Origin of the sequence: Bradyrhizobium sp. 44 (assembly GCF_023073095.1) — a bacterium.
GTDB lineage: Bacteria > Pseudomonadota > Alphaproteobacteria > Rhizobiales > Xanthobacteraceae > Bradyrhizobium.
Map to the genome: position 1 here is coordinate 60,681 of NZ_JADPIY010000043.1, position 21,033 is coordinate 81,713.

Annotated in this window: 17 protein-coding genes; 14 read left to right on the forward strand and 3 right to left on the reverse strand. The window is 64.3% G+C overall.

Going from position 1 to position 21,033, the window contains the following annotated elements; genetic code table 11:
* The first annotated feature begins 120 nt into the window (after nucleotides 1–120).
* The 11 genes from thpR (at nucleotide 121) to IVB41_RS35340 (ending at nucleotide 13,385) form a co-directional block, all read left to right on the forward strand.
* Nucleotides 121–657, forward strand: coding sequence for an RNA 2',3'-cyclic phosphodiesterase (gene thpR / locus IVB41_RS35290; protein WP_007598862.1), 537 nt, complete (start codon nucleotides 121–123; stop codon nucleotides 655–657).
* A 207-nt stretch (nucleotides 658–864) separates the two neighbouring features.
* Nucleotides 865–2,049 carry a cell division protein ZapE gene (gene zapE, locus IVB41_RS35295; protein ID WP_247439414.1) on the forward strand — a complete coding sequence of 395 codons (1,185 nt, stop codon included), beginning with the start codon at nucleotides 865–867 and terminating at the stop codon, nucleotides 2,047–2,049.
* Between the two features lie 201 nt (nucleotides 2,050–2,250).
* Complete coding sequence (gene mdh / locus IVB41_RS35300) at nucleotides 2,251–3,219, forward strand: malate dehydrogenase (RefSeq protein WP_007598869.1); 969 nt, start codon at nucleotides 2,251–2,253, stop codon at nucleotides 3,217–3,219.
* A 217-nt stretch (nucleotides 3,220–3,436) separates the two neighbouring features.
* Nucleotides 3,437–4,633, forward strand: a complete 1,197-nt coding sequence (gene sucC, locus IVB41_RS35305; protein ID WP_247439416.1) for an ADP-forming succinate--CoA ligase subunit beta — start codon at nucleotides 3,437–3,439, stop codon at nucleotides 4,631–4,633.
* A gap of 4 nt (nucleotides 4,634–4,637) precedes the next feature.
* Complete coding sequence (locus IVB41_RS35310) at nucleotides 4,638–5,117, forward strand: DUF1579 family protein (RefSeq protein ID WP_247439418.1); 480 nt, start codon at nucleotides 4,638–4,640, stop codon at nucleotides 5,115–5,117.
* 34 nt (nucleotides 5,118–5,151) lie between these two features.
* Entirely contained in the window at nucleotides 5,152–6,036 is an 885-nt protein-coding gene (gene sucD, locus IVB41_RS35315; protein ID WP_247439420.1) for a succinate--CoA ligase subunit alpha, read from the forward strand.
* 137 nt (nucleotides 6,037–6,173) lie between these two features.
* A complete protein-coding gene (locus tag IVB41_RS35320; protein ID WP_247439422.1) occupies nucleotides 6,174–9,143 on the forward strand; it encodes a 2-oxoglutarate dehydrogenase E1 component in 2,970 nt (989 codons plus the stop codon).
* 165 nt (nucleotides 9,144–9,308) lie between these two features.
* Nucleotides 9,309–10,553 carry a 2-oxoglutarate dehydrogenase complex dihydrolipoyllysine-residue succinyltransferase gene (gene odhB, locus IVB41_RS35325; protein WP_247439424.1) on the forward strand — a complete coding sequence of 415 codons (1,245 nt, stop codon included), beginning with the start codon at nucleotides 9,309–9,311 and terminating at the stop codon, nucleotides 10,551–10,553.
* A 52-nt stretch (nucleotides 10,554–10,605) separates the two neighbouring features.
* Nucleotides 10,606–11,367 carry an SDR family oxidoreductase gene (locus IVB41_RS35330; RefSeq protein ID WP_249802903.1) on the forward strand — a complete coding sequence of 254 codons (762 nt, stop codon included), beginning with the start codon at nucleotides 10,606–10,608 and terminating at the stop codon, nucleotides 11,365–11,367.
* A 56-nt stretch (nucleotides 11,368–11,423) separates the two neighbouring features.
* Nucleotides 11,424–12,821 (forward strand): dihydrolipoyl dehydrogenase, encoded by a 1,398-nt coding sequence (gene lpdA / locus IVB41_RS35335; RefSeq protein WP_247439429.1) that lies wholly within the window; start codon nucleotides 11,424–11,426, stop codon nucleotides 12,819–12,821.
* A gap of 33 nt (nucleotides 12,822–12,854) precedes the next feature.
* The gene (locus tag IVB41_RS35340) at nucleotides 12,855–13,385 is read left to right on the forward strand and encodes a hypothetical protein (protein WP_027566406.1); all 531 of its coding nucleotides are present in this window, start codon (nucleotides 12,855–12,857) and stop codon (nucleotides 13,383–13,385) included.
* Nucleotides 13,386–13,529: 144 nt separating this feature from the next.
* Here IVB41_RS35340 and IVB41_RS35345 read toward each other — a convergent pair whose 3' ends face one another.
* Together IVB41_RS35345 and IVB41_RS35350 are read right to left on the reverse strand one after the other, a co-directional pair.
* Entirely contained in the window at nucleotides 13,530–14,120 is a 591-nt protein-coding gene (locus IVB41_RS35345) for a DUF4337 domain-containing protein (protein WP_247284916.1), read from the reverse strand.
* A gap of 99 nt (nucleotides 14,121–14,219) precedes the next feature.
* Complete coding sequence (locus IVB41_RS35350) at nucleotides 14,220–15,185, reverse strand: tyrosine recombinase XerC (protein ID WP_247439430.1); 966 nt, start codon at nucleotides 15,183–15,185, stop codon at nucleotides 14,220–14,222.
* Nucleotides 15,186–15,296: 111 nt separating this feature from the next.
* Between IVB41_RS35350 and IVB41_RS35355 the strand changes: the two genes are divergently transcribed.
* A complete protein-coding gene (locus IVB41_RS35355; RefSeq protein ID WP_247439432.1) occupies nucleotides 15,297–17,507 on the forward strand; it encodes a primosomal protein N' in 2,211 nt (736 codons plus the stop codon).
* 164 nt (nucleotides 17,508–17,671) lie between these two features.
* Here IVB41_RS35355 and IVB41_RS35360 read toward each other — a convergent pair whose 3' ends face one another.
* The gene (locus tag IVB41_RS35360) at nucleotides 17,672–18,181 is read right to left on the reverse strand and encodes a septal ring lytic transglycosylase RlpA family protein (RefSeq protein ID WP_247439434.1); all 510 of its coding nucleotides are present in this window, start codon (nucleotides 18,179–18,181) and stop codon (nucleotides 17,672–17,674) included.
* A gap of 646 nt (nucleotides 18,182–18,827) precedes the next feature.
* On the opposite strand from IVB41_RS35360, the gene IVB41_RS35365 reads away from it, so the two are divergent.
* Together IVB41_RS35365 and atpA are read left to right on the forward strand one after the other, a co-directional pair.
* Nucleotides 18,828–19,388, forward strand: a complete 561-nt coding sequence (locus IVB41_RS35365; RefSeq protein ID WP_027566412.1) for a F0F1 ATP synthase subunit delta — start codon at nucleotides 18,828–18,830, stop codon at nucleotides 19,386–19,388.
* Nucleotides 19,388–20,917 (forward strand): F0F1 ATP synthase subunit alpha, encoded by a 1,530-nt coding sequence (gene atpA, locus IVB41_RS35370; RefSeq protein WP_247439437.1) that lies wholly within the window; start codon nucleotides 19,388–19,390, stop codon nucleotides 20,915–20,917. The genes IVB41_RS35365 and atpA overlap by 1 nt, the downstream gene beginning before the upstream one ends.
* Nucleotides 20,918–21,033 lie beyond the last annotated feature (116 nt).

Sequence of the window (21,033 nt, forward strand, 5' to 3'; positions counted from 1 at the left end):
ATGCTTCGCAGAGTCACACAACTGCGATAGGAATTAAGGTACCGGTGATTCGTCGCCGGCTCTAAAATTTGGATATGATCTTGCCCTGGGATCATGCCCAAGCATCGGGAGTGCGAAACGATGCCGCGTTTGTTCACTGGTCTGGAAATTCCGGCCGAGATTGGCCAGTCGCTTTCCAATTTGCGGGGCGGCCTTCCCGGCGCCCGCTGGATCGATCCCGAAAATTACCACGTCACCCTGCGCTTCATCGGCAATATCGACGGCATGTCCGCCAACGAAATCGCCTCGATGCTGTTTCGCGTCGATCGCAAGCCGTTCGAGGTGAAGGTGCAGGGTTTGCAGAGTTTCGGCGGACGCAAGCCGCGCGCGGTGGTCGCCACCATCGTGCCGAGCAAGCCGCTGATGGAATTACAGGCCGAGCTCGAGCGCCTGATGCAACGGATCGGCCTCGACCCGGAAGGCCGCAAGTTCATCCCGCATGTCACGCTGGCCCGGCTGCACGACGCCACCGACCGTGACGTCGCCGATTATCTCTCGCTGCGCGGCTATTTTCCCAGCAAGGCGTTCACGGCCGAGCGTTTTGTTTTGTTCTCGTCCCGCGCCTCAACCGGCGGCGGCCCGTATGTGGTCGAGGACGCGTACGAGCTGTGTGAGTAGCGAAGCTCTCGTGCCCCGGACGCTGCGCAGCGCGAAGCGGTGCGCTGCAGAGCCGGGGCCCATCGCTCCACGATCGATGTACCAAATGGTGGGTCCCGGCTCTGCGCAGTAGCGTTGCACGCTGTAGCGCGTCCGGGACACCGAACGCATAGCGCCCCGCCCCAATTCACGGCTTGCAATTTCCGCTCATCTCTGGCGGTAAAGAGCATGCTCTCGACCCCCAGTTCCTCATTTCGCGAGGCCTATCAGGCCCAGATCGCGTCCGGCGCGATCGAGCCCGATGCCGCGCAGGCCGAAATCGCCGACGCCTATGCGGCGCTCGACCAGCGGCTCGCCGATTACAAGCCGGCGCGCAAGCAGGGCTTGCTCAGCCGCCTGTTCAGCAACGACAAGGACGAGGCGCCCCACGGACTCTACGTCCATGGCGAGGTCGGTCGCGGCAAGACCATGCTGATGGATCTGTTCTTCCAGCACTCGACCGTCGAGCACAAGCGGCGCGCGCATTTCCACGAATTCATGGCCGAGGTGCACGAGCGCATCTACGATTTTCGCCAGGGCATCGCGCGCGGCGAGATCGCCGATGGCGACGTCATCGCGCTGACCGCGCATGCGATCTTCGAGGAAAGCTGGCTGCTCTGTTTCGACGAATTCCACGTCACCGACATCGCGGACGCGATGATCCTCGGCCGCCTGTTCGCAAAGCTGCTGGAGCTCGGCACCGTCGTGGTCGCGACCTCCAACGTCGCGCCTGACGACCTCTACAAGGGCGGTCTGAATCGTTCGCTGTTCCTGCCCTTCATCAGGCAGATCACCGACCACATGGACGTGCTGCGGCTCGACGCGCGCACCGACTTCCGGCTGGAAAAGCTTCAGGGCGTGCCGATGTGGCTGACGCCGGCGGACACTGAGGCGGACGCCGCGCTCGACCGCGCCTGGTCGAAGATGTCAGGCGGCGCCAAATGCAAGTCGCGCGATATTTCGATCAAGGGCCGCATCCTGCACGTGCCATGCTCGGCCCACGGCGTGGCGCGCTTCGCGTTCGCCGATCTCTGCGAGAAGCCGCTGGGGGCGTCGGACTATCTCAGGCTGGCGCACGATTATCACACCATCCTGGTCGACCATATTCCAGTGATGGATTTCTCCCAGCGCAACGCCGCCAAGCGCTTCATCACGCTGATCGACACGCTCTATGACAATGCCGTGAAGCTGATGGCCTCGGCCGATGCCAACCCGATCTCGCTCTATCTTGCCAACGAGGGCAACGAGGCCAACGAGTTCAAGCGCACCGCCTCGCGCCTGATCGAAATGAGCTCGGAATCCTATCTGGCGCTGCCCCACGGCCGCAAGGATTCCACCGCCAGCGGCTCGACCAAAGGTTTGGTTGAGACTTAAAGGGCTTGGTCGAGACTTAAGTCCTATTTGCCAGCGCTATCATTCCGGGCGCGGCGCTTCCCAAGCCCCGGAATGACGAGTTGCGCTCGAATACGCGGCAAGCCCGACAATTGGGCAACCCGTGACTTGAACGGGGGAGGCGAAAGGGATAACCACCCGTCTCAGTTTTCCCCTCCTTACGTGTCTAAAGGACAGGCTCACATGGCGCGCGACAAGATTGCTTTGATTGGCTCCGGTCAGATCGGCGGAACGCTGGCTCATCTCATCGGCCTGAAAGAGCTGGGCGACGTGGTGATGTTCGACATCGCCGAGGGCGTGCCGCAGGGCAAGGCGCTCGACATCGCGCAGTCCTCGCCGGTCGACGGCTTTGACGCACACTACACCGGCGCCAACTCCTACGAGGCGCTCGACAACGCAAAAGTCTGCATCGTCACCGCCGGCGTGCCGCGCAAGCCCGGCATGAGCCGCGACGACCTCCTCTCGATCAACCTCAAGGTCATGGAACAGGTCGGCGCCGGCATCAAGAAATACGCCCCCGACGCTTTCGTCATCTGCATCACCAACCCGCTCGACGCGATGGTCTGGGCGCTGCAGAAGGCTAGCGGCCTGCCGCACAAGAAGGTCGTCGGCATGGCCGGCGTGCTGGATTCGTCGCGCTTCCGCTACTTCCTGGCCGACGAGTTCAACGTTTCGGTTGAAGACGTCACCGCCTTCGTGCTGGGCGGCCATGGCGACACCATGGTGCCGCTGGTAAAATACTCCACCGTCGCCGGCATCCCGCTGCCCGATCTCGTCAAGATGGGCTGGACCTCGCAGGCGCGCCTCGACGAGATCGTCGACCGCACCCGCAACGGCGGCGCCGAGATCGTCAACCTGCTCAAGACCGGCTCGGCCTTCTACGCGCCGGCGGCTTCCGCGATCGCGATGGCCGAGAGCTATCTGCGTGACAAGAAGCGCGTGCTGGCCTCGGCCGCCTATTTGAACGGCGAATACGGCGTGAAGGACATGTATGTCGGCGTGCCCGTCGTAATCGGCTCCAAGGGTGTCGAGCGCGTCGTCGAGATCGAGCTCGTCGGCAAGGACCGCGAAGCCTTCGACAAGTCGGTCGGCGCAGTGCAGGGTCTGGTTGACGCCTGCAAGAAGATCGCACCGGATCTTCTGGGCCGCTAAGGTCAAATATTCCGCCGAAGACCGAAGCCCGGTCTTCGGCGGTTTCATTTCCGGGGTTCCGCCAAACCTTGTTTAAGGTTGGGGCGGGTCCTGGTCCGCAAGTCCAGAGATCGATGTCAGAGAATCCGGGTTGCAGTTCCTGTGGTATATGGTATGCCAGCCACAAGACTGAGGTGGGCCTACGAGGTCACCGCCCGCGGGTTCAGGGAGCGACCATATGAATATCCATGAATATCAGGCCAAAGCGCTGCTGAACGAGTTCGGCGTCGCGATCTCCAAGGGCGTTCCGGTCCTGAAGGTGGCGGACGCGGACGCGGCGGCAAAGGCACTTCCGGGCCCGGTCTGGGTCGTGAAGAGCCAGATCCACGCCGGCGGCCGCGGCAAGGGCAAGTTCAAGGAGGCCTCGGCCGGCGACAAGGGCGGCGTCCGCATCGCCAAGTCGGCCGCGGAAGTTTCCGAATTCGCCAAGCAGATGCTCGGCGCAACGCTCGTCACCATCCAGACTGGACCCGCCGGCAAGCAGGTCAACCGCCTCTACATCGAGGACGGCTCCGACATCGACAAGGAATTCTACCTCTCGATCCTGGTCGACCGCGAGACCTCCCGCGTCTCCTTCGTGGTGTCGACCGAGGGCGGCGTCAACATCGAGGACGTCGCGCACAACACGCCTGAGAAGATCGTGACCTTCTCGATCGATCCCGCGACCGGCATCATGGGCCATCACGGCCGCACCGTAGCGAACGCGCTGAAACTCTCCGGCGATCTCGCCAAGCAGGCCGAGAAGCTCACCGCGCAGCTCTACGCGGCCTTCGTCGCCAAGGACATGTCGATGCTGGAGATCAACCCGCTGGTCGTGACTAAGCAGGGTCAGCTCCGCGTGCTCGACGCCAAGGTGTCGTTCGACGACAACGCCCTGTTCCGTCACCCCGAGGTGCTCGCGCTGCGCGACGAGACCGAGGAAGACGCCAAGGAAATCGAGGCGTCGAAATACGACCTCAACTACGTCACCCTCGACGGCAATATCGGCTGCATGGTCAACGGCGCCGGCCTCGCGATGGCGACGATGGACATCATCAAGCTCTACGGCATGGCGCCGGCGAACTTCCTCGACGTCGGCGGCAGCGCCAGCAAGGAAAAGGTCGCGGCCGCCTTCAAGATCATCACCGCGGATCCCAACGTGAAGGGCATCCTGGTCAACATCTTCGGCGGCATCATGAAGTGCGACGTGATCGCCGAGGGCGTCACCGCCGCCGTGCGCGAAGTCGGCCTCAGCGTGCCGCTGGTGGTTCGCCTCGAAGGCACCAATGTCGAGCTGGGCAAGAAGATCATCCGTGAATCCGGCCTGAACGTGGTGCCGGCCGACAATCTCGACGACGCCGCGCAGAAGATCGTGAAGGCCGTCAAGGGAGGCTGAGGCCATGACACAGGACCATCTCGCCGCATTATCCCCGCTGCCGGAGCACGCGCGTCTTGCCGCGTTCGCCGGTGAATGGAATGGCGAAGAGGTGGTCTTTCCGTCGCGGTGGACGGAGGGCGGGACGGCGACTTCTCGCGTCGTGGCCCACATGGATCTCAATGGCTTCTATCTGATCCAGGACTCGGTCCAGACCCGCGACGGCAAGCAGAGCTTCGCCACCCACGGGATCTTCACTTTCGACCGCGAAGACCGGACCTACAAATTGTTCTGGTACGATTCGCTCGGCTACACGCCGCCCTCGCCCGCCTCCGGCGGGTGGGTCGGCAAGACCCTGACGCTGGTGCGCGGCTCGCTCCGCGGTAATGCGCGCCACGTCTATGAAATCATCGACGACGATTCCTATTCGTTGAAGATCCAGTTCTCGCCGGACGCGGAAGGCTGGGCCGACGTGCTCACCGGCGTCTACCGCCGCATCCACTGACCTCTCACTCGTTAGTTTCGCGAAAGCAGACCTCATGTCCATCCTGATCGACAAGAACACCAAGGTCATCTGCCAGGGCTTTACCGGCAAGAACGGCACCTTCCATTCGGAGGCCGCGATTGCCTATGGCACCAAGATGGTCGGCGGCACCTCGCCCGGCAAAGGCGGCGCGACGCATCTGGGCCTGCCGGTGTTCGACACCGTGCGCGAGGCGCGTGAGAAGACCGGCGCCGATGCGTCGGTGATCTATGTGCCGCCGCCGGGCGCGGCCGATGCGATCTGCGAAGCCATCGACGCCGAGATCCCGCTGATCGTCTGCATCACCGAAGGTATCCCGGTCATCGACATGGTCAGGGTGAAGCGTTCGCTGGCCGGCTCCAAGTCGCGCCTGATCGGGCCGAACTGCCCAGGTGTCATGACCGCCGGCGACTGCAAGATCGGCATCATGCCGGCCAACATTTTCAAGACCGGCAGCGTCGGCATCGTCTCGCGCTCCGGCACCCTGACCTACGAAGCCGTGTTCCAGACCACCCAGGAAGGCCTCGGCCAGACCACGGCGGTCGGCATTGGCGGCGACCCGGTCAAGGGAACCGAGTTCATCGACGTGCTGGAAATGCTGCTCGGCGATCCCAAGACCGAGTCGATCATCATGATCGGCGAGATCGGCGGTTCCGCCGAGGAGGACGCCGCCCAGTTCCTTAAGGACGAGGCCAAGCGCGGCCGCAAGAAGCCGATGGTCGGTTTCATTGCCGGTGTCACGGCCCCTCCCGGCCGACGCATGGGCCACGCCGGTGCGATCATTTCGGGTGGCAAGGGCGACGCCGGTTCCAAGACGGACGCGATGAAATCGGCTGGAATTACAGTGTCGCCGTCTCCCGCTCGTCTTGGCCACACGCTTGCCGAAAAATTGAAGGCCTGATTCACATCTTCGTAATTTTCCGGGCGAAGTTTCGCAGCAAATAGGGTAAATGGTGCCTGTCGCGCTGGTCCTCTGCCGGGGAGCCCAGCGCCAGCGCCGTTTGTTATGCGCGAACCGAAATCGCCAGGAACTCAAGTATGTCTCGCCAAGACGCGAACGCAGCCTTTGCCCTCTCCTCCTTTTTGCAGGGCACCAACGCCACCTACATCGACGAAATCTACGCCCGCTACGAGAAGGACCCGTCCTCGGTGGATGCCGAGTGGCAGGACTTCTTCAAGAGCCTCAACGACCAGCCGGGTGACATCAGCAAGAACGCCCAAGGCCCGTCCTGGGAGCGCGCCAACTGGCCGCTGACCCCGCAGGACGATCTGACCTCCGCGCTCGACGGCAATTGGGCGGAAGTCGAGAAGACGGTCGGCGCCAAGATCGCCGCCAAGGCGCAGGCCAAGGGTGGCGACAAGGCCGGCGGCCTTTCCTCCGCCGACCTGCTCCAGGCCACCCGCGACTCGGTCCGCGCGCTGATGCTGATCCGCTCCTACCGCATGCGCGGCCACTTCCACGCCAAGCTCGATCCGCTCGGCATCGAAGCCCAGCGCAATCGCGAAGAGCTCGACCCGCGGACCTACGGCTTCAGCGAAGCCGATTTCGACCGCAAGATCTTCCTCGACCATGTGCTCGGTCTCGAATACGCCAGCTTGCGCGAAATCACCGCGATCTGCGAGCGCACCTACTGCCAGACGCTCGGCGTCGAGTTCATGCACATTACGAACGCGGCGCAGAAGGCGTGGATCCAGGAGCGCATCGAGGGGCCGGACAAGGAAATCTCCTTCACCCGCGAAGGCCGCCGCGCCATCCTGATGAAGCTGGTCGAAGCCGAAGGCTTCGAGAAGTTCTGCGACACCAAGTTCACCGGCACCAAGCGCTTCGGCCTGGACGGTGCTGAATCGCTGATCCCCGCGCTCGAGCAGATCATCAAGCGCGGCGGCAATCTCGGCGTGAAGGAGGTCGTGCTGGGCATGCCGCATCGCGGCCGCCTCAACGTGCTGACCCAGGTGATGGGCAAGCCGCATCGCGCGCTGTTCCACGAGTTCAAGGGCGGTTCGGCCAATCCTGATGCGGTCGAAGGCTCGGGCGACGTCAAGTATCACCTCGGTGCGTCCTCGGACCGCGAGTTCGACGGCAACCGCATCCATCTGTCGCTGACCGCCAACCCCTCGCATCTCGAGATCGTCGATCCCGTCGTGCTCGGCAAAGTCCGCGCCAAGCAGGACCAGCACGGCGATCCGCCGGATATGCGCATCTCGGTGATGCCGCTGCTGATGCATGGCGACGCAGCGTTCGCCGGCCAAGGCGTGGTCGCGGAATGCTTCGGCCTGTCGGACCTGAAGGGCTACCGCACCGGCGGCTCCGTGCACTTCATCGTCAACAACCAGATCGGCTTCACCACCTATCCGCGTTATTCCCGTTCGTCGCCTTACCCGTCCGACGTGGCGAAGATGATCGACGCGCCGATCTTCCACGTCAACGGCGACGATCCGGAAGCCGTTGTGTTCGCGGCCAAGGTCGCGACCGAGTTCCGGCAGAAATTCCACAAGCCCGTCGTCATCGACATGTTCTGCTACCGCAGGCATGGCCATAACGAGGGCGACGAGCCGGCTTTCACCCAGCCGGTGATGTACAAGAAGATCGCAGCCCATCCCTCGACGCTCGAGCTCTACGCCCGCCGTCTCATCAGTGAAGGTGTGCTGACCGAGGGCGAGGTCGAGAAAGCCAAGGCCGACTGGCGCGCGCGGCTCGATGCCGAGCTCGAAGCCGGCTCCGGCTACAAGCCCAACAAGGCCGACTGGCTCGACGGCAAATGGGCCGGCTTCAAGATCGCCGATCAGGAAGAAGATGCGCGGCGTGGCGTCACCGGCGTCGACATCACCGCACTGAAGGACATCGGTCGCAAGATCACCAAGGTGCCCGATGGTTTCCGCGTCCACCGCACGATCCAGCGCTTCCTCGAAAACCGCGCCAAGGCGATCGGCGGCGGCACGGGCATCGACTGGGCGACCGGCGAGGCGCTGGCGTTCTGCACGCTGCTCAACGAGAACCACCATGTCCGCCTGTCCGGACAGGATTCGGAGCGCGGCACCTTCTCGCAGCGCCACTCGGTCCTGATCGACCAGGAAGACGAGAGCCGCTACACGCCGTTCAACCATCTCGGTCACGAGCAGGGCCATTACGAGGTCATCAACTCGCTGCTGTCGGAAGAAGCCGTGCTCGGCTTCGAATACGGCTATTCGCTCGCCGAGCCGAACACGTTGACCCTGTGGGAAGCGCAGTTCGGCGACTTCGCCAACGGCGCGCAGGTCGTGTTCGACCAGTTCATTTCCTCGGGTGAGCGCAAATGGCTGCGCATGTCCGGCCTCGTCTGCCTCCTGCCGCATGGCTATGAAGGCCAGGGGCCGGAGCACTCCTCGGCGCGTCTGGAGCGTTATCTCCAGATGTGCGCGGAAGACAACATGCAGGTGGTCTATCCGACCACGCCGGCGAACTACTTCCACGTGCTGCGCCGGCAGCTCCACCGCGAGATCCGCAAGCCGCTGATCGTGATGACGCCGAAGTCGCTGCTGCGTCACAAGCGGGCGGTGTCGCGTCTCGAGGAGCTCGCGAAGGGAACGACCTTCCACCGCATCCTCTATGACGACGCCCAGATGCTGCCGAGCGAAGCGATCAAGCTCGTCCCCGACGAGAAGATCCGCCGCATCGTGCTCTGCTCGGGCAAGGTCTATTACGACCTCTACGAGGAGCGCGAGAAGCGCGGGATGGACGACATCTATCTGATGCGCGTCGAGCAGCTCTATCCGGTGCCGCTGAAGGCGCTGGTGGCCGAGCTGTCGCGCTTCAAGAAGGCCGAAGTGGTGTGGTGCCAGGAAGAGCCCCGCAACATGGGTGCCTGGCACTTCATCGAGCCCTATCTGGAATGGGTGCTGAACCAGGTGAACGGTGTGAGCCGGCGTCCGCGTTATGTCGGCCGCGCCGCCTCCGCCGCGACCGCGACGGGTCTGATGTCGAAGCATCAGGCGCAGTTGAAGGCGTTCCTGGACGAAGCATTGAGCTGAGAAGTTTTTTAGGACGCTGTCATCGCCCGCGAAGGCGGGCGATCCAGTACGCCGTGACGGCCGTGATGACCACGAACGCCGCGGAGTACTGGATGCCCCGCCTTCGCGGGGCATGACACCTGTGAAATTCCCGACCGCATCGGCGATCTCCTTAAGGAAAAGACCATGACTGAAGTTCGTGTGCCGACCCTCGGCGAATCCGTTACCGAGGCCACCATCGGCCGCTGGTTCAAGAAGGCCGGCGATCCCGTCGCCGTCGACGAGCCCTTGGTGGAGCTCGAGACCGACAAGGTGACCATCGAAGTCCCGGCGCCCTCTGCCGGCACGCTGAGCGAGATCATCGCCGCCGATGGCGCCACCGTCGCGGTCGGCGCGCTGCTTGGCCAGATTACCGAAGGTGCCGCCGGCGCTGCCAAGCCGGCTGCCGCTGCGCCCGCAAAGCCCGCGGCTGCCGCTCCTGCTGCCGCCGCTGCGGCTGCTCCCGCTGCGGCGAAGGCGCCGCCGGCGGATGCGCCGCTCGCCCCGTCCGTGCGCAAGCTCTCGGCCGAGACCGGCGTCGACGCCTCGACCGTTCCCGGCTCCGGCAAGGACGGCCGCGTCACCAAGGGCGACATGCTCGCCGCGATCGAGCGTGCGGCCTCGGCGCCGACCCCGGTCAACCAGCCGGCTGCTGCGGTTCAGGTCCGCGCACCCTCGCCGGCCGATGACGCCGCCCGCGAAGAGCGCGTCAAGATGACCCGGCTGCGCCAGACTATCGCGCGCCGCCTCAAGGACGTGCAGAACACCGCCGCCATGCTCACGACCTTCAACGAGGTCGACATGACCAACGTCATGGCGCTGCGCGCCCACTACAAGGATGCGTTCGAGAAGAAGCATGGATCGAAGCTCGGCTTCATGGGCTTCTTCACCAAGGCCGTCGTGCAGGGGCTGAAGGATATTCCGGCCGTCAACGCCGAGATCGATGGCACCGATCTGATCTACAAGAACTACTATCACATCGGCGTCGCCGTCGGCACCGACAAGGGCCTCGTCGTGCCCGTGGTGCGCGACTGCGACAACAAGTCGATCGCCGACATCGAAAAGGGCATCGCCGATTTCGGTCGCCGCGCCCGTGACGGCCAGCTCAAGATCGACGAGATGCAGGGCGGCACCTTCACCATCACCAACGGCGGCATCTACGGCTCGCTGATGTCGACCCCGATCCTGAACGCGCCGCAGTCCGGCATTCTCGGCATGCACAAGATCCAGGAGCGGCCGATGGTCGTCGGCGGCAAGATCGAGGTCCGCCCGATGATGTATCTGGCGCTGTCCTACGATCACCGCGTCATCGACGGCAAGGAAGCCGTGACCTTCCTGGTTCGCGTCAAGGAGAGCCTGGAAGATCCGGCGCGTCTGGTGCTCGATCTCTGATCCCTGATGCTCTGCGAGCGCCGTCGCCTTTCGCGACGGCGCGTGTCGAACCATGGAGGCGCGCGTGACCGATAAAGTCGTTGTCATCACCGGCGGCAGCCGCGGCATTGGCCGCGCGACCGCGATTGCGGCAGCCAAGCGCGGCTTCCGAATCGTCGTCGGCTATGCCAGCAACAAGACGGCCGCCGACGAGGTGGTCGCGGAGATCGCGGCCAGCAACGGCAAGGCCATCGCGGTGAAATGCGACGTGGCCGAGGAAAGCGACATCCTTGCGTTGTTCAAGGCCGCGGACGCGTTCGGCACGCTCGGCGCGCTGGTCAACAATGGCGGTATCGTCGGAACCAGCGGCGTGCGCGTCGACGAGATGTCGGCCGAGCGCATCCAGCGCGTGATGGCGGTCAACGTCACCGGCTCCATCCTCTGCGCGCGCGAAGCGGTGAAGCGGATGTCGACCAGGCACGGCGGCCAGGGCGGCGTCATCGTCAATCTGTCATCGGTTGCCGCCAAGCTCGGCGCGCCGAACACCTATGTCGACTATGCCGCGTCCAAGGGCGCGATCGATTCTTTCACCGTCGGCCTCGGCTATGAGGTTGCCGGCGAGGGCATTCGCGTCGCGGGCATCCGGCCCGGCCTGATCGACACCGAAATCCACGCTGCAGGCGGTGAGCCCGACCGCGCCCATCGTCTGGCCCATATGGTGCCGATGAAGCGCGTCGGTACTGCCGATGAAGTCGCCAATGCCATCGTCTGGCTGATGTCGGACGAGGCCTCCTACGTCACCTCAGCCATTCTCGATGTGTCCGGCGGACGCTGACGCGCCGCGCGGACGCCGACACATCCCTCAACGCTAAACTTACGGGACTTTCTCTCATGGCATACGATCTCGTCGTCATCGGCACCGGACCGGGCGGTTATGTCTGCGCGGTGCGTGCAGCGCAGCTCGGCATGAAAGTCGCCGTGGTCGAAAAGAACGCGACGCTCGGCGGCACCTGCCTCAATGTCGGCTGCATGCCGTCCAAGGCGCTTCTGCACGCCTCCGAAATGTTCGAGGAGGCCGGGCATTCCTTCGCCAAGATGGGCGTCAGCGTCTCCGCGCCGAAGCTCGATCTGCCTGCGATGATGAACTTCAAGCAGCAGGGCATCGACGGCAACGTCAAGGGCGTCGAGTTCCTGATGAAGAAGAACAAGATCGACGTGCTCAAGGGCGCCGGCAAGATCCTCGGCACCGGCAAGGTCGAAGTCTCCGCCGACGGCAAGTCGCAGGTGATCGAAACCAAGAGCATCGTGATCGCGACCGGCTCGGACATCGCGCGCCTCAAGGGCATCGAGATCGACGAGACGCGCATCGTGTCGTCAACCGGCGCGCTGTCGCTGGACAAGGTCCCCGGCAAGCTGCTGATCGTCGGCGCCGGCGTGATCGGCCTCGAGCTCGGCTCGGTCTGGCACCGTCTCGGCGCCGAAGTGGTCGTCGTCGAATTCCTCGACCGCATCCTGCCCGGCATGGACGGCGAGATCGCCAAGCAATTCCAGCGCATCCTGGAGAAGCAGGGCTTTACGTTCAAGCTGGGTGCCAAGGTCACGGGCGTGGACACCTCCGGCAAGACGCTGAAGGCGACGGTCGAGCCCGCCGCGGGCGGCGCTGCCGAGACGCTGGAAGCCGACGTCGTTCTCGTCTGTATCGGCCGTGTGCCGTACACGGAGGGGCTGGGCCTGAAGGAAGCCGGCGTGGCGCTCGACAATCGCGGCCGCGTGCAGATCGATCCGCACTTCGCCACCAGCGTGAAGGGCGTCTATGCCATCGGCGACGTCGTCGCGGGCCCGATGCTCGCGCACAAGGCCGAAGATGAAGGCGTCGCTGTTGCCGAGATCATCGCCGGGCAGGCCGGCCACGTGAACTACGATGTTATCCCAGGCGTCGTGTATACCACGCCGGAAGTATCCTCCGTCGGCAAGACCGAGGAGGAGCTGAAGCAGGCGGGCGTGGCCTATACCGTCGGAAAGTTTCCCTTTACCGCCAACGGCCGCTCCAAGGTCAACCAGACCACCGACGGCTTTGTGAAGATTCTCGCAGATGCGAAGACCGATCGCGTGCTCGGCGTGCACATTATCGGCCGCGAAGCCGGCGAAATGATCCATGAGGCGGCCGTTCTCATGGAGTTTGGCGGCAGCGCGGAGGATCTCGCGCGCACCTGCCACGCGCACCCGACCCGCTCGGAGGCCATCAAGGAAGCCGCGCTTGCAGTCGGCAAGCGGGCCATCCATATGTAGGTCGCGCCCAGCGCCGAATCGGGCGGGAAACACATGCTACGCCGCCTGCTTCAACCGGTCTGGGTCCTGCTTGCGATCATCTTCCTGATCGAAGCCTGGCTGTGGGACCATCTCGAACCGATCGTTGCGCGCGTTGTCGCAATTGTTCCGCTCGCGCGGTTCAAGCAATGGCTGTCGGACCGCGTTGATGCGCTGTCGCCGGCGATGACGCTGATCGTGTTCGCCGTGCCCATCATCCCGCTGTTTCCGCTCAAGCTGGTCGGCCTGTGGCTGCTCACGCACGAATATTGGACCAGCGCGGTCTTCACCATCGTGTTCGCAAAGCTGCTCGGGGTCGGCGTCACCGCCTTCGTGTTCGACGTGACGCGCGACAAGCTGATGGAGATGGCCTGGTTCGAGCGGCTCTATGATCTGGTGCTGAAGCTGCGTGCCAAGGCCGCCGAGCTGGTCGATCCGGTCAAGCGGCGCATCCGCGAGCTGATCGCCGGCAACGGCGAAGGCTGGTCCTCCCGCACGCTCCGCCTGATCCAGCGTTTTCGCAAGAGCGTGCACGAAGCGCGTTGAGCGTCGCCACTTGTTCAGTGTCATTGCCCGCGAAGGCGGGCAATCCTGTATTCCAGAGACAGTGAGGCTAGAATCGAGAGGCCGCGGCGTACTGGATGCCCCGCCTTCGCGGAGCATGACAGCGGAGTATGTGGCCTCATCCCCTCAATGCAAATGCAGCAGATGCGGCGACCATGCGCCGAGCACGGTCATCCCAAGTCCGGCAAGCGACAGCAGGCCCGCGATCCAGGCGAGCGGCAGCATGCCGGTGATGATGGTGGCTGAGGCCAGCACGATGCCGATCTGGAAGGCGGCGGACGCCAGCTCGAAGTGATGATATTTCGCAGTCGCCTCGTCGCGCTCATGCTCGGCGTGCTTGGCCTTTTCGGCCAGCTGCTCGGTGCCTTCGCCGGTCTCCGGCTCGGAGCGGTAGCGCTGCGCGGTCTTCTGCCAGTCCTCGATCTGCTTCTGAGCCGCGGCCTTGGTGGCCTCGTCGGTCGCGGCGCCGAACGTCAGCTTGCCCTGCTCGGCCGCGGTCTGCACCACCGTGCGGCGGATGCTCTTGGCCTGGAAGAAGGCCCAGAGGTTGGAAGCCTCGACGTTCTTGCTGATCGATTCGGTCTGGGCGCCCTTGCCGAGCGTCTCGGAGATCGCCAGGAACAGCGCCAGAACGGCGATCAGGAGCGCGATCTTCTTGTTCGAGCCGGACGCGTGTTCGGCGTGCTCGGCATGCTCCATGCTTTCATGTGCGCTCATAAATCCCTCCTGGCTCGGTTCCCACGATTGACCGAACCGCGGGCGCCGCGCAAGAGGCATGCGCGCCCAGAGGCTTGCTATGACAGCTTCATGTCAGCATCACCGCCGAGGATGCGCGCTGGCATAGACTTCCAGCAGCCGCTCGGAATCGATGCCGGTATAGATCTGCGTGGTCGAGAGCGAGGCATGGCCGAGCAATTCCTGGATCGCGCGCAAATCGCCGCCGCGTGACAGCAGATGCGTCGCGAAGGAATGCCGGAGCGCGTGCGGCGTGGCGCTGTCGGGCAGGCCGAGCGCGCCGCGCAGCCGCTCCATCGCGAGCTGGATGATACGCGGGCTCAAGGGCCCGCCGCGCGCGCCGACGAAGATCGGGCCCTCGGCCGGCAGCGGATACGGGCAAATCGCGACATAGTCTTGCACCAGTGCGAGCACGTTCTGGAGCACCGGCACCATGCGGGTCTTGTTGCCTTTGCCAGTTACGATCAGCACGTCGCCCTCGCCGGGACGCGGCACCTCGCGGCGCGTCAGCCCCAGCGCTTCGGAGATGCGCAGGCCCGAGCCGTAGAGGAGAGCCATCACCGCGGCATCGCGCGCCAAAATCCAGCTCTCGCGATCCTCGCCGGCGCGCTCGTCGGCGTCCGCAAGACGTTTGGCCGACGCCATCGGCAGCGGCTTTGGCAGGCTCTTGGCGACTTTCGGCGCGCGGATCGCCGAGAGCGCCCCGACCTTGCCTTTGCCTTCGCGTTCGAGGAAGCGGCCGAACGAGCGCAGGCCCGCGAGTGCGCGCATCAGCGAGCGCCCGGCAATATCGTCGGCACGGCGCATCGCCATGAAGGCCCTTATATCGGTGGCCTCCAGCGCAGCGAACCGCTTCAGCGTCACCCGCTCGCCCCAATGGCCGCAGAGGAAATTCAGGCACTGCCGCAAATCGCGGGCATAGGCTTCCAGCGTCTTCGGCGACAGCCGCCGCTCCGCGCCGAGATGCGACAGCCAGCGCGTCATCTCCTGCGCGATACCAGGATCGGCGCTGGCGAGCTCGATTTGGGGGGCGGCCGCTTTGCTCATGCGCTCTGGACGTGGTGATTCCACTCAGTATATCGCATCACACTCGTTTATCGTTCGCTAAGGTCGCCTCCGGGCGCTAGCCTTGAAGCCCCGGGTTCCGATTCCCCCTCCATGGATCACACGTCGCGCAGCAACGCCGTCTCCGCCAACGCGACCCGCATGGTCGACGTGCTGGTGCCGGTCGCGCTCGACCAGACCTATTCCTACAAGGTGCCGCGTGGGATGGAGCTGAAGGCGGGCGATATCATCGGCGTGCCGCTCGGCCCGCGCGAGGTGCTCGCCGTGGTCTGGGCCGAAAACGCCAATCCGGATCCGCGCTTGCACAACCGCCTCAAGGAGGTCAGCGAAAAGCTCGACATCCCGCCGCTGAAGCCCGAGTTGCGTGCGGTCGTCGACTGGATCGCCAATTACACGCTGAGCCCGCGCGGCATGGTGCTGCGCATGTGCCTGCGAATGGGCGAGAACCTCGGCCCCGAGCGGGTGCGTGCCGGCGTCCGCCTGGTCGGCGATCCGCCAAAACGTCTGACGCCGGCGCGGCAGCGCCTGATCGAGGTACTGTCGGACCGGCTGCTGCACGGCAAATCCGAGGCGGCCAAGGAGGCCGGCGTTTCGGCCGGCGTGATCGACGGCCTCGTCGACGAAGGCACGCTCACGGTCGAGCCGATGCCGCCGCCTCCGCCGCCACCGGCACCGAATCCGGATTTCAGCCGGCCGGATTTTTCGCCGCTCCAGCGCGCCGGGGTCGATGCCATGCGCGCGCTCGCGGCCAACGGCAGCTTTCACGTCGCGCTGCTCGACGGCGTCACCGGCTCGGGCAAGACCGAGGTTTACTTCGAAGCCGTGGCCGAGGCGATCCGCCGCGGAAAACAATCGCTGATCCTGATGCCGGAGATCGCGCTCACCGGCCAGTTCCTCGACCGCTTCGCGCAGCGTTTCGGCGTGCGCCCTCTGGAATGGCATTCCGAGCTGACGCCGCGCACCCGCGCGCGCAACTGGGCGGCGATCTCCGAGGGCAGCGCGCCGGTCGTGGTCGGCGCGCGCTCGGCGCTGTTTCTGCCCTACGCCAATCTCGGCCTCATCGTGGTCGATGAAGAGCACGACCAGGCCTACAAGCAGGACGAGGGCGTGCATTATCACGCCCGCGACATGGCGGTGGTGCGCGCCCATATCGCAAAGGTTCCGATCGTGCTGGCGTCGGCGACGCCGTCGGTCGAATCCGAGGTCAATGCGCGCAAGAACCGCTATCAGCGCATCGCGCTGCCGTCGCGCTTCGGCGGCCAGCACATGCCGCATATCGAGGCTATCGACATGCGCCGCGAGCCGCCGGCGCGCGGCCGCTTCATCTCGCCGCGGCTGGCGTCCGAGATCAGGACCGCGATCGAGCGGCGCGAGCAGGCGCTCTTGTTCCTCAATCGCCGCGGCTATGCGCCGTTGACGCTGTGCCGCGCCTGTGGCCATCGCTTCGCCTGCACCATCTGCGACGCCTGGCTGGTCGATCATCGCTTCCGCCAGCGCCTCGTCTGTCACCATTGCGGTTTCTCGATGCCGCGCCCGCAAACCTGCCCGCATTGCGCGGCGGAGGAATCGCTGGTCGCGGTCGGGCCCGGTGTCGAGCGCTTGCAGGAGGAGGCGGCGGCGCTGTTCCCGGAGGCGCGCACCATGGTGCTGTCGAGCGATCTCATCACCTCGGTCGAGACGATGCGCTCGGAACTCAATGACATCGCGGAGGGCCGCGTCGACGTCATCATCGGCACCCAGCTCGTCGCCAAGGGCCACAATTTCCCGCGGCTCAATCTCGTCGGCGTGGTCGATGCGGATCTCGGCCTGTCCAATGGCGATCCGCGCGCCTCGGAACGCACCTGGCAATTGCTCAACCAGGTGATCGGCCGTGCCGGCCGCGAGCAGGGCCGTGGCGTCGGCTATCTCCAGACCCACCAGCCCGATCATCCCGTGATGAAGGCGCTGATCGCCTGCGACCGCGAAGCCTTCTACGACAGCGAGATCGATTTGCGCGAACGCACGCTCTATCCGCCGTTCGGGCGGCTCGCGAGCCTGATCATTTCCGCCGGCGACCGGCCGAGCGCCGAAGGCTTTGGCCGCCACCTCGTCGCGCTCGCGCCGCGCGATGAGCGCGTGGTGGTGCTGGGCCCGGCGGAAGCCCCGCTCGCGGTCATCAAGGGCCGCTACCGCTTCCGCATTCTGGTGAAATCCGCGCGCGGCTTCGACCTGTCGGATTATCTGCGCAACTGGCTTGCCGCATGCCCGAAGCCGAAGGGCAATCAAAAGCTCGAAGTCGACGTCGATCCGCAGAGCTTTTTGTAGGCCACCGCTCTCTCCCCGTCGCTGCGAGGAGCCCTTGCGACGAAGCAATCCAGTCTGTTTCCGCGGTGACAGACTGGATTGCTGCGCTTCGCTCGCAATGACGAAAGAATAGAAAAAGCCCGCCGTCCCCCAAGACGGCGGGCTTGTTTCACGCGTCGCGCGTCTTAGGAGACGACTTCCGCGGTGACGCGGCCGACGCCGGCGCCGGTGAGGCCGATGGCGCGGGCAGCGCCCGCGGAGAGGTCGAGGACACGGCCGCGAATGAACGGGCCACGGTCGTTGATGGTGACGATGACGCTGGAGCCGCCATGGGTGACCCGCAGCTTGGTGCCGAACGGCAGCGAACGGTGCGCCGCGGTCATGGCGTTCTGGTTGAAGCGCTGGCCCGAGGCGGTCCTGCTGCCGGACTCGTTGCCGTAAAAGGAAGCCATGCCGGAGAAGGAACGTCCGGTGCCCTGCGACGGCGTCATCGACGCATTGGCGTTACGCCAATCGGAGGTCGTGTTGGCGTCGTTCTGGGCGTGGTGGCGGTGATGATGGTGGGAATACCGATGGTGATGGCGGGATTTGGCGGAAGCTTCGGTGGCAGTTCCACCGATGAGAAGAGTTGCGGCAACAAAGGCGATCGCCTTACGCGGCCGGGTCACAGAGCCCAGCGTCTTCAAACAAAGCATATATTGGTCCCTAAGCTAGTATTGCCACATATGTGGCAAGTGGAGCCCCCGTAAGTTTGCGAGCGGGACCGCGTTTCGATTCCTAATGAGGCGTGAATTGGGCAGTAAATCCGTTCTGTGTCTTCATGTAATATCTTGTTACCGGCGGGGATATTCGGCCGATATTCCGTAATCTTGGATTTTAACGATTCATTAACCTCTATATTACTTACAAATACTGTAAAACGAAGTTATCGCTTCCCGCATTTAGAATTGGGTAAGTATTCGGCGAGTGAAGCGAATGTGCTCGGAATCACGCCTCAGCGATCTGTGTTCATGGCCGCTATGCGCTGAGGGCAGGAACAAATCGCCGGCCTCGACTCATGGGCTGGCTTAAGCGCTGTGGCAATTCCGCGGCGTGGCAGGTCGTCGTCGCGTCGTCGTGGACTGCGACGAACTGGCGACAGAACGTCATGCCTTTAATTTGGCGTCATGTTGCACGTGCGCGCCTGCTATGTTAGCAAAGCCGCGATTTTAACGAGCCCGGCACTTCCGTGCGGGGTCGAAAATCGAAGTCCCGCTTGAATTCCAAGGGCTTGGATCGCTAGGCGCCGCTTTGTGGCGACGGTTTTTCCCTTGCGAGTTTGACAGCAAAAAGAGCATGTCTGTGGCTGCAGAAGATACGTCCGTTTCCGGTGTGTCGGGCCGTTATGCAACGGCCTTGTTTGAACTGGCCCGCGACCAGAAAGTGGTCGACGAGGTCAAAGCCGATCTCGAGAAATTCGAGGGCATGCTCAACGAAAGCGCCGATCTGAAGCGCCTCGTTCGCAGCCCGGTTTTCGCGGCCGACGCCCAGTCCAGGGCCCTCTCGGCCGTGCTGGACAAGGCGGGCATCGCCGGCATCTCCGCCAATTTCCTGAAAGTGCTGACCGCCAACCGCCGCCTGTTCGCGGTGGCTGACGTCATCCGCGCCTATCGCGCCCTGGTCGCCAAATTCAAGGGCGAGGCCACGGCCGACGTCACCGTGGCGGAGGCGCTCTCGGACAAGAATCTCGACGCCCTCAAGGTTGCCCTGAAGTCGGTGACCGGCAAGGACGTCGCGCTCAACGTGAAGGTCGATCCCTCGATCATCGGTGGCCTCGTGGTCAAGCTTGGCAGCCGGATGATCGATAGTTCGCTTCGCACCAAACTCAATTCGATCAAGCACGCGATGAAAGAGGCAGGCTGATGGACATCCGCGCCGCGGAAATTTCCGCGATCCTCAAGGACCAAATCAAGAATTTCGGCCAGGAAGCTGAAGTCTCCGAAGTCGGACAGGTGCTGTCCGTCGGTGACGGTATCGCCCGCGTTTACGGTCTGGATAACGTCCAGGCCGGTGAAATGGTCGAGTTCGAGAACGGCACCCGCGGCATGGCGCTGAACCTCGAAACCGACAACGTCGGTATCGTTATCTTCGGCGCCGACCGCGAGATCAAGGAAGGTCAGACCGTCAAGCGCACCCGCGCCATCGTGGACGCGCCGGTCGGCAAGGGCCTGCTCGGCCGCGTCGTCGACGCGCTCGGCAATCCCATCGACGGCAAGGGCCCGATCCAGGCCGACAAGCGCATGCGCGTCGACGTCAAGGCGCCCGGCATCATTCCGCGCAAGTCCGTGAACGAGCCGATGGCGACCGGCCTCAAGGCGATCGACGCCCTGATCCCGATCGGCCGCGGCCAGCGCGAGCTGATCATCGGCGACCGTCAGACCGGCAAGACCGCGATCGCGCTCGACACCATCCTCAACCAGAAGCCGCTCAACGCGCAGCCGGACGAGAACATCAAGCTGTATTGCGTCTACGTCGCGATCGGCCAGAAGCGCTCGACCGTTGCCCAGTTCGTGAAGGTGCTGGAAGAGCAGGGCGCGCTCGAATATTCGATCATCGTCGCCGCCACCGCGTCCGATCCGGCGCCGATGCAGTACATCGCGCCGTTCACCGGCTGCACCATGGGCGAGTACTTCCGCGACCACGGCATGCACGCCGTCATCATCTATGACGATTTGTCCAAGCAGGCCGTCGCCTACCGCCAGATGTCGCTCCTGCTGCGCCGCCCGCCGGGCCGCGAAGCCTATCCGGGCGACGTGTTCTATCTGCATTCCCGCCTGCTCGAGCGCGCGGCGAAGCTGAACAAGGACCAGGGCTCGGGCTCGCTGACGGCTCTGCCGGTCATCGAAACCCAGGCCAACGACGTGTCGGCCTACATTCCGACCAACGTCATCTCGATCACCGACGGCCAGATCTTCCTCGAAACCGACCTGTTCTTCCAGGGCATCCGCCCCGCGGTGAACGTCGGTCTGTCGGTGTCGCGCGTCGGCTCCTCGGCGCAGACCAAGGCCACCAAGAAGGTCGCCGGCAAGATCAAGGGCGAGCTGGCGCAGTACCGCGAAATGGCGGCGTTCGCGCAGTTCGGCTCCGATCTCGACGCCTCGACCCAGCGCCTGCTCAACCGCGGCTCGCGTCTCACCGAGCTGCTGAAGCAGCCGCAGTTCGCGCCACTGAAGATGGAAGAGCAGGTCTGCGTGATCTGGGCCGGCACCAACGGCTATCTCGATCCGCTTCCGGTCAACAAGGTGCGTGCGTTCGAGGACGGTCTGTTGTCGCTGCTGCGCGGCAAGAATGTCGAGATCCTCAACGCGATCCGCGACAGCCGCGATCTCTCCGACGACACCGCCGCCAAGCTGAAGTCGGTGGTCGAAGGTTTCGCCAAGAGCTTCGCATAAGAGAACGGTCGCAAGGCCGGGCTTCTTGTCCCGGCCTTCCGTGCCTCACTGCATGGAAACGAAGACGTGGATGCCCGGGACACGCCCGGGCATGACGACTGGGATAGGCTAGCGGC

Bases quoted from the DNA above. Each gene is read 5' to 3' on its own strand.
- IVB41_RS35340 (WP_027566406.1), top strand. From the start codon at position 12,855: ATGCTACGCCGCCTGCTTCAACCGGTCTGGGTCCTGCTTGCGATCATC.
- IVB41_RS35345 (WP_247284916.1), bottom strand. From the start codon at position 14,120: ATGAGCGCACATGAAAGCATGGAGCATGCCGAGCACGCCGAACACGCG.
- IVB41_RS35355 (WP_247439432.1), top strand. From the start codon at position 15,297: ATGGATCACACGTCGCGCAGCAACGCCGTCTCCGCCAACGCGACCCGC.
- IVB41_RS35320 (WP_247439422.1), top strand. From the start codon at position 6,174: ATGTCTCGCCAAGACGCGAACGCAGCCTTTGCCCTCTCCTCCTTTTTG.
- IVB41_RS35360 (WP_247439434.1), bottom strand. From the start codon at position 18,181: ATGCTTTGTTTGAAGACGCTGGGCTCTGTGACCCGGCCGCGTAAGGCG.
- IVB41_RS35350 (WP_247439430.1), bottom strand. From the start codon at position 15,185: ATGAGCAAAGCGGCCGCCCCCCAAATCGAGCTCGCCAGCGCCGATCCT.
- IVB41_RS35310 (WP_247439418.1), top strand. From the start codon at position 4,638: ATGACACAGGACCATCTCGCCGCATTATCCCCGCTGCCGGAGCACGCG.
- thpR (WP_007598862.1), top strand. From the start codon at position 121: ATGCCGCGTTTGTTCACTGGTCTGGAAATTCCGGCCGAGATTGGCCAG.
- mdh (WP_007598869.1), top strand. From the start codon at position 2,251: ATGGCGCGCGACAAGATTGCTTTGATTGGCTCCGGTCAGATCGGCGGA.
- sucC (WP_247439416.1), top strand. From the start codon at position 3,437: ATGAATATCCATGAATATCAGGCCAAAGCGCTGCTGAACGAGTTCGGC.
- zapE (WP_247439414.1), top strand. From the start codon at position 865: ATGCTCTCGACCCCCAGTTCCTCATTTCGCGAGGCCTATCAGGCCCAG.
- atpA (WP_247439437.1), top strand. From the start codon at position 19,388: ATGGACATCCGCGCCGCGGAAATTTCCGCGATCCTCAAGGACCAAATC.
- odhB (WP_247439424.1), top strand. From the start codon at position 9,309: ATGACTGAAGTTCGTGTGCCGACCCTCGGCGAATCCGTTACCGAGGCC.
- lpdA (WP_247439429.1), top strand. From the start codon at position 11,424: ATGGCATACGATCTCGTCGTCATCGGCACCGGACCGGGCGGTTATGTC.
- IVB41_RS35330 (WP_249802903.1), top strand. From the start codon at position 10,606: ATGGAGGCGCGCGTGACCGATAAAGTCGTTGTCATCACCGGCGGCAGC.
- sucD (WP_247439420.1), top strand. From the start codon at position 5,152: ATGTCCATCCTGATCGACAAGAACACCAAGGTCATCTGCCAGGGCTTT.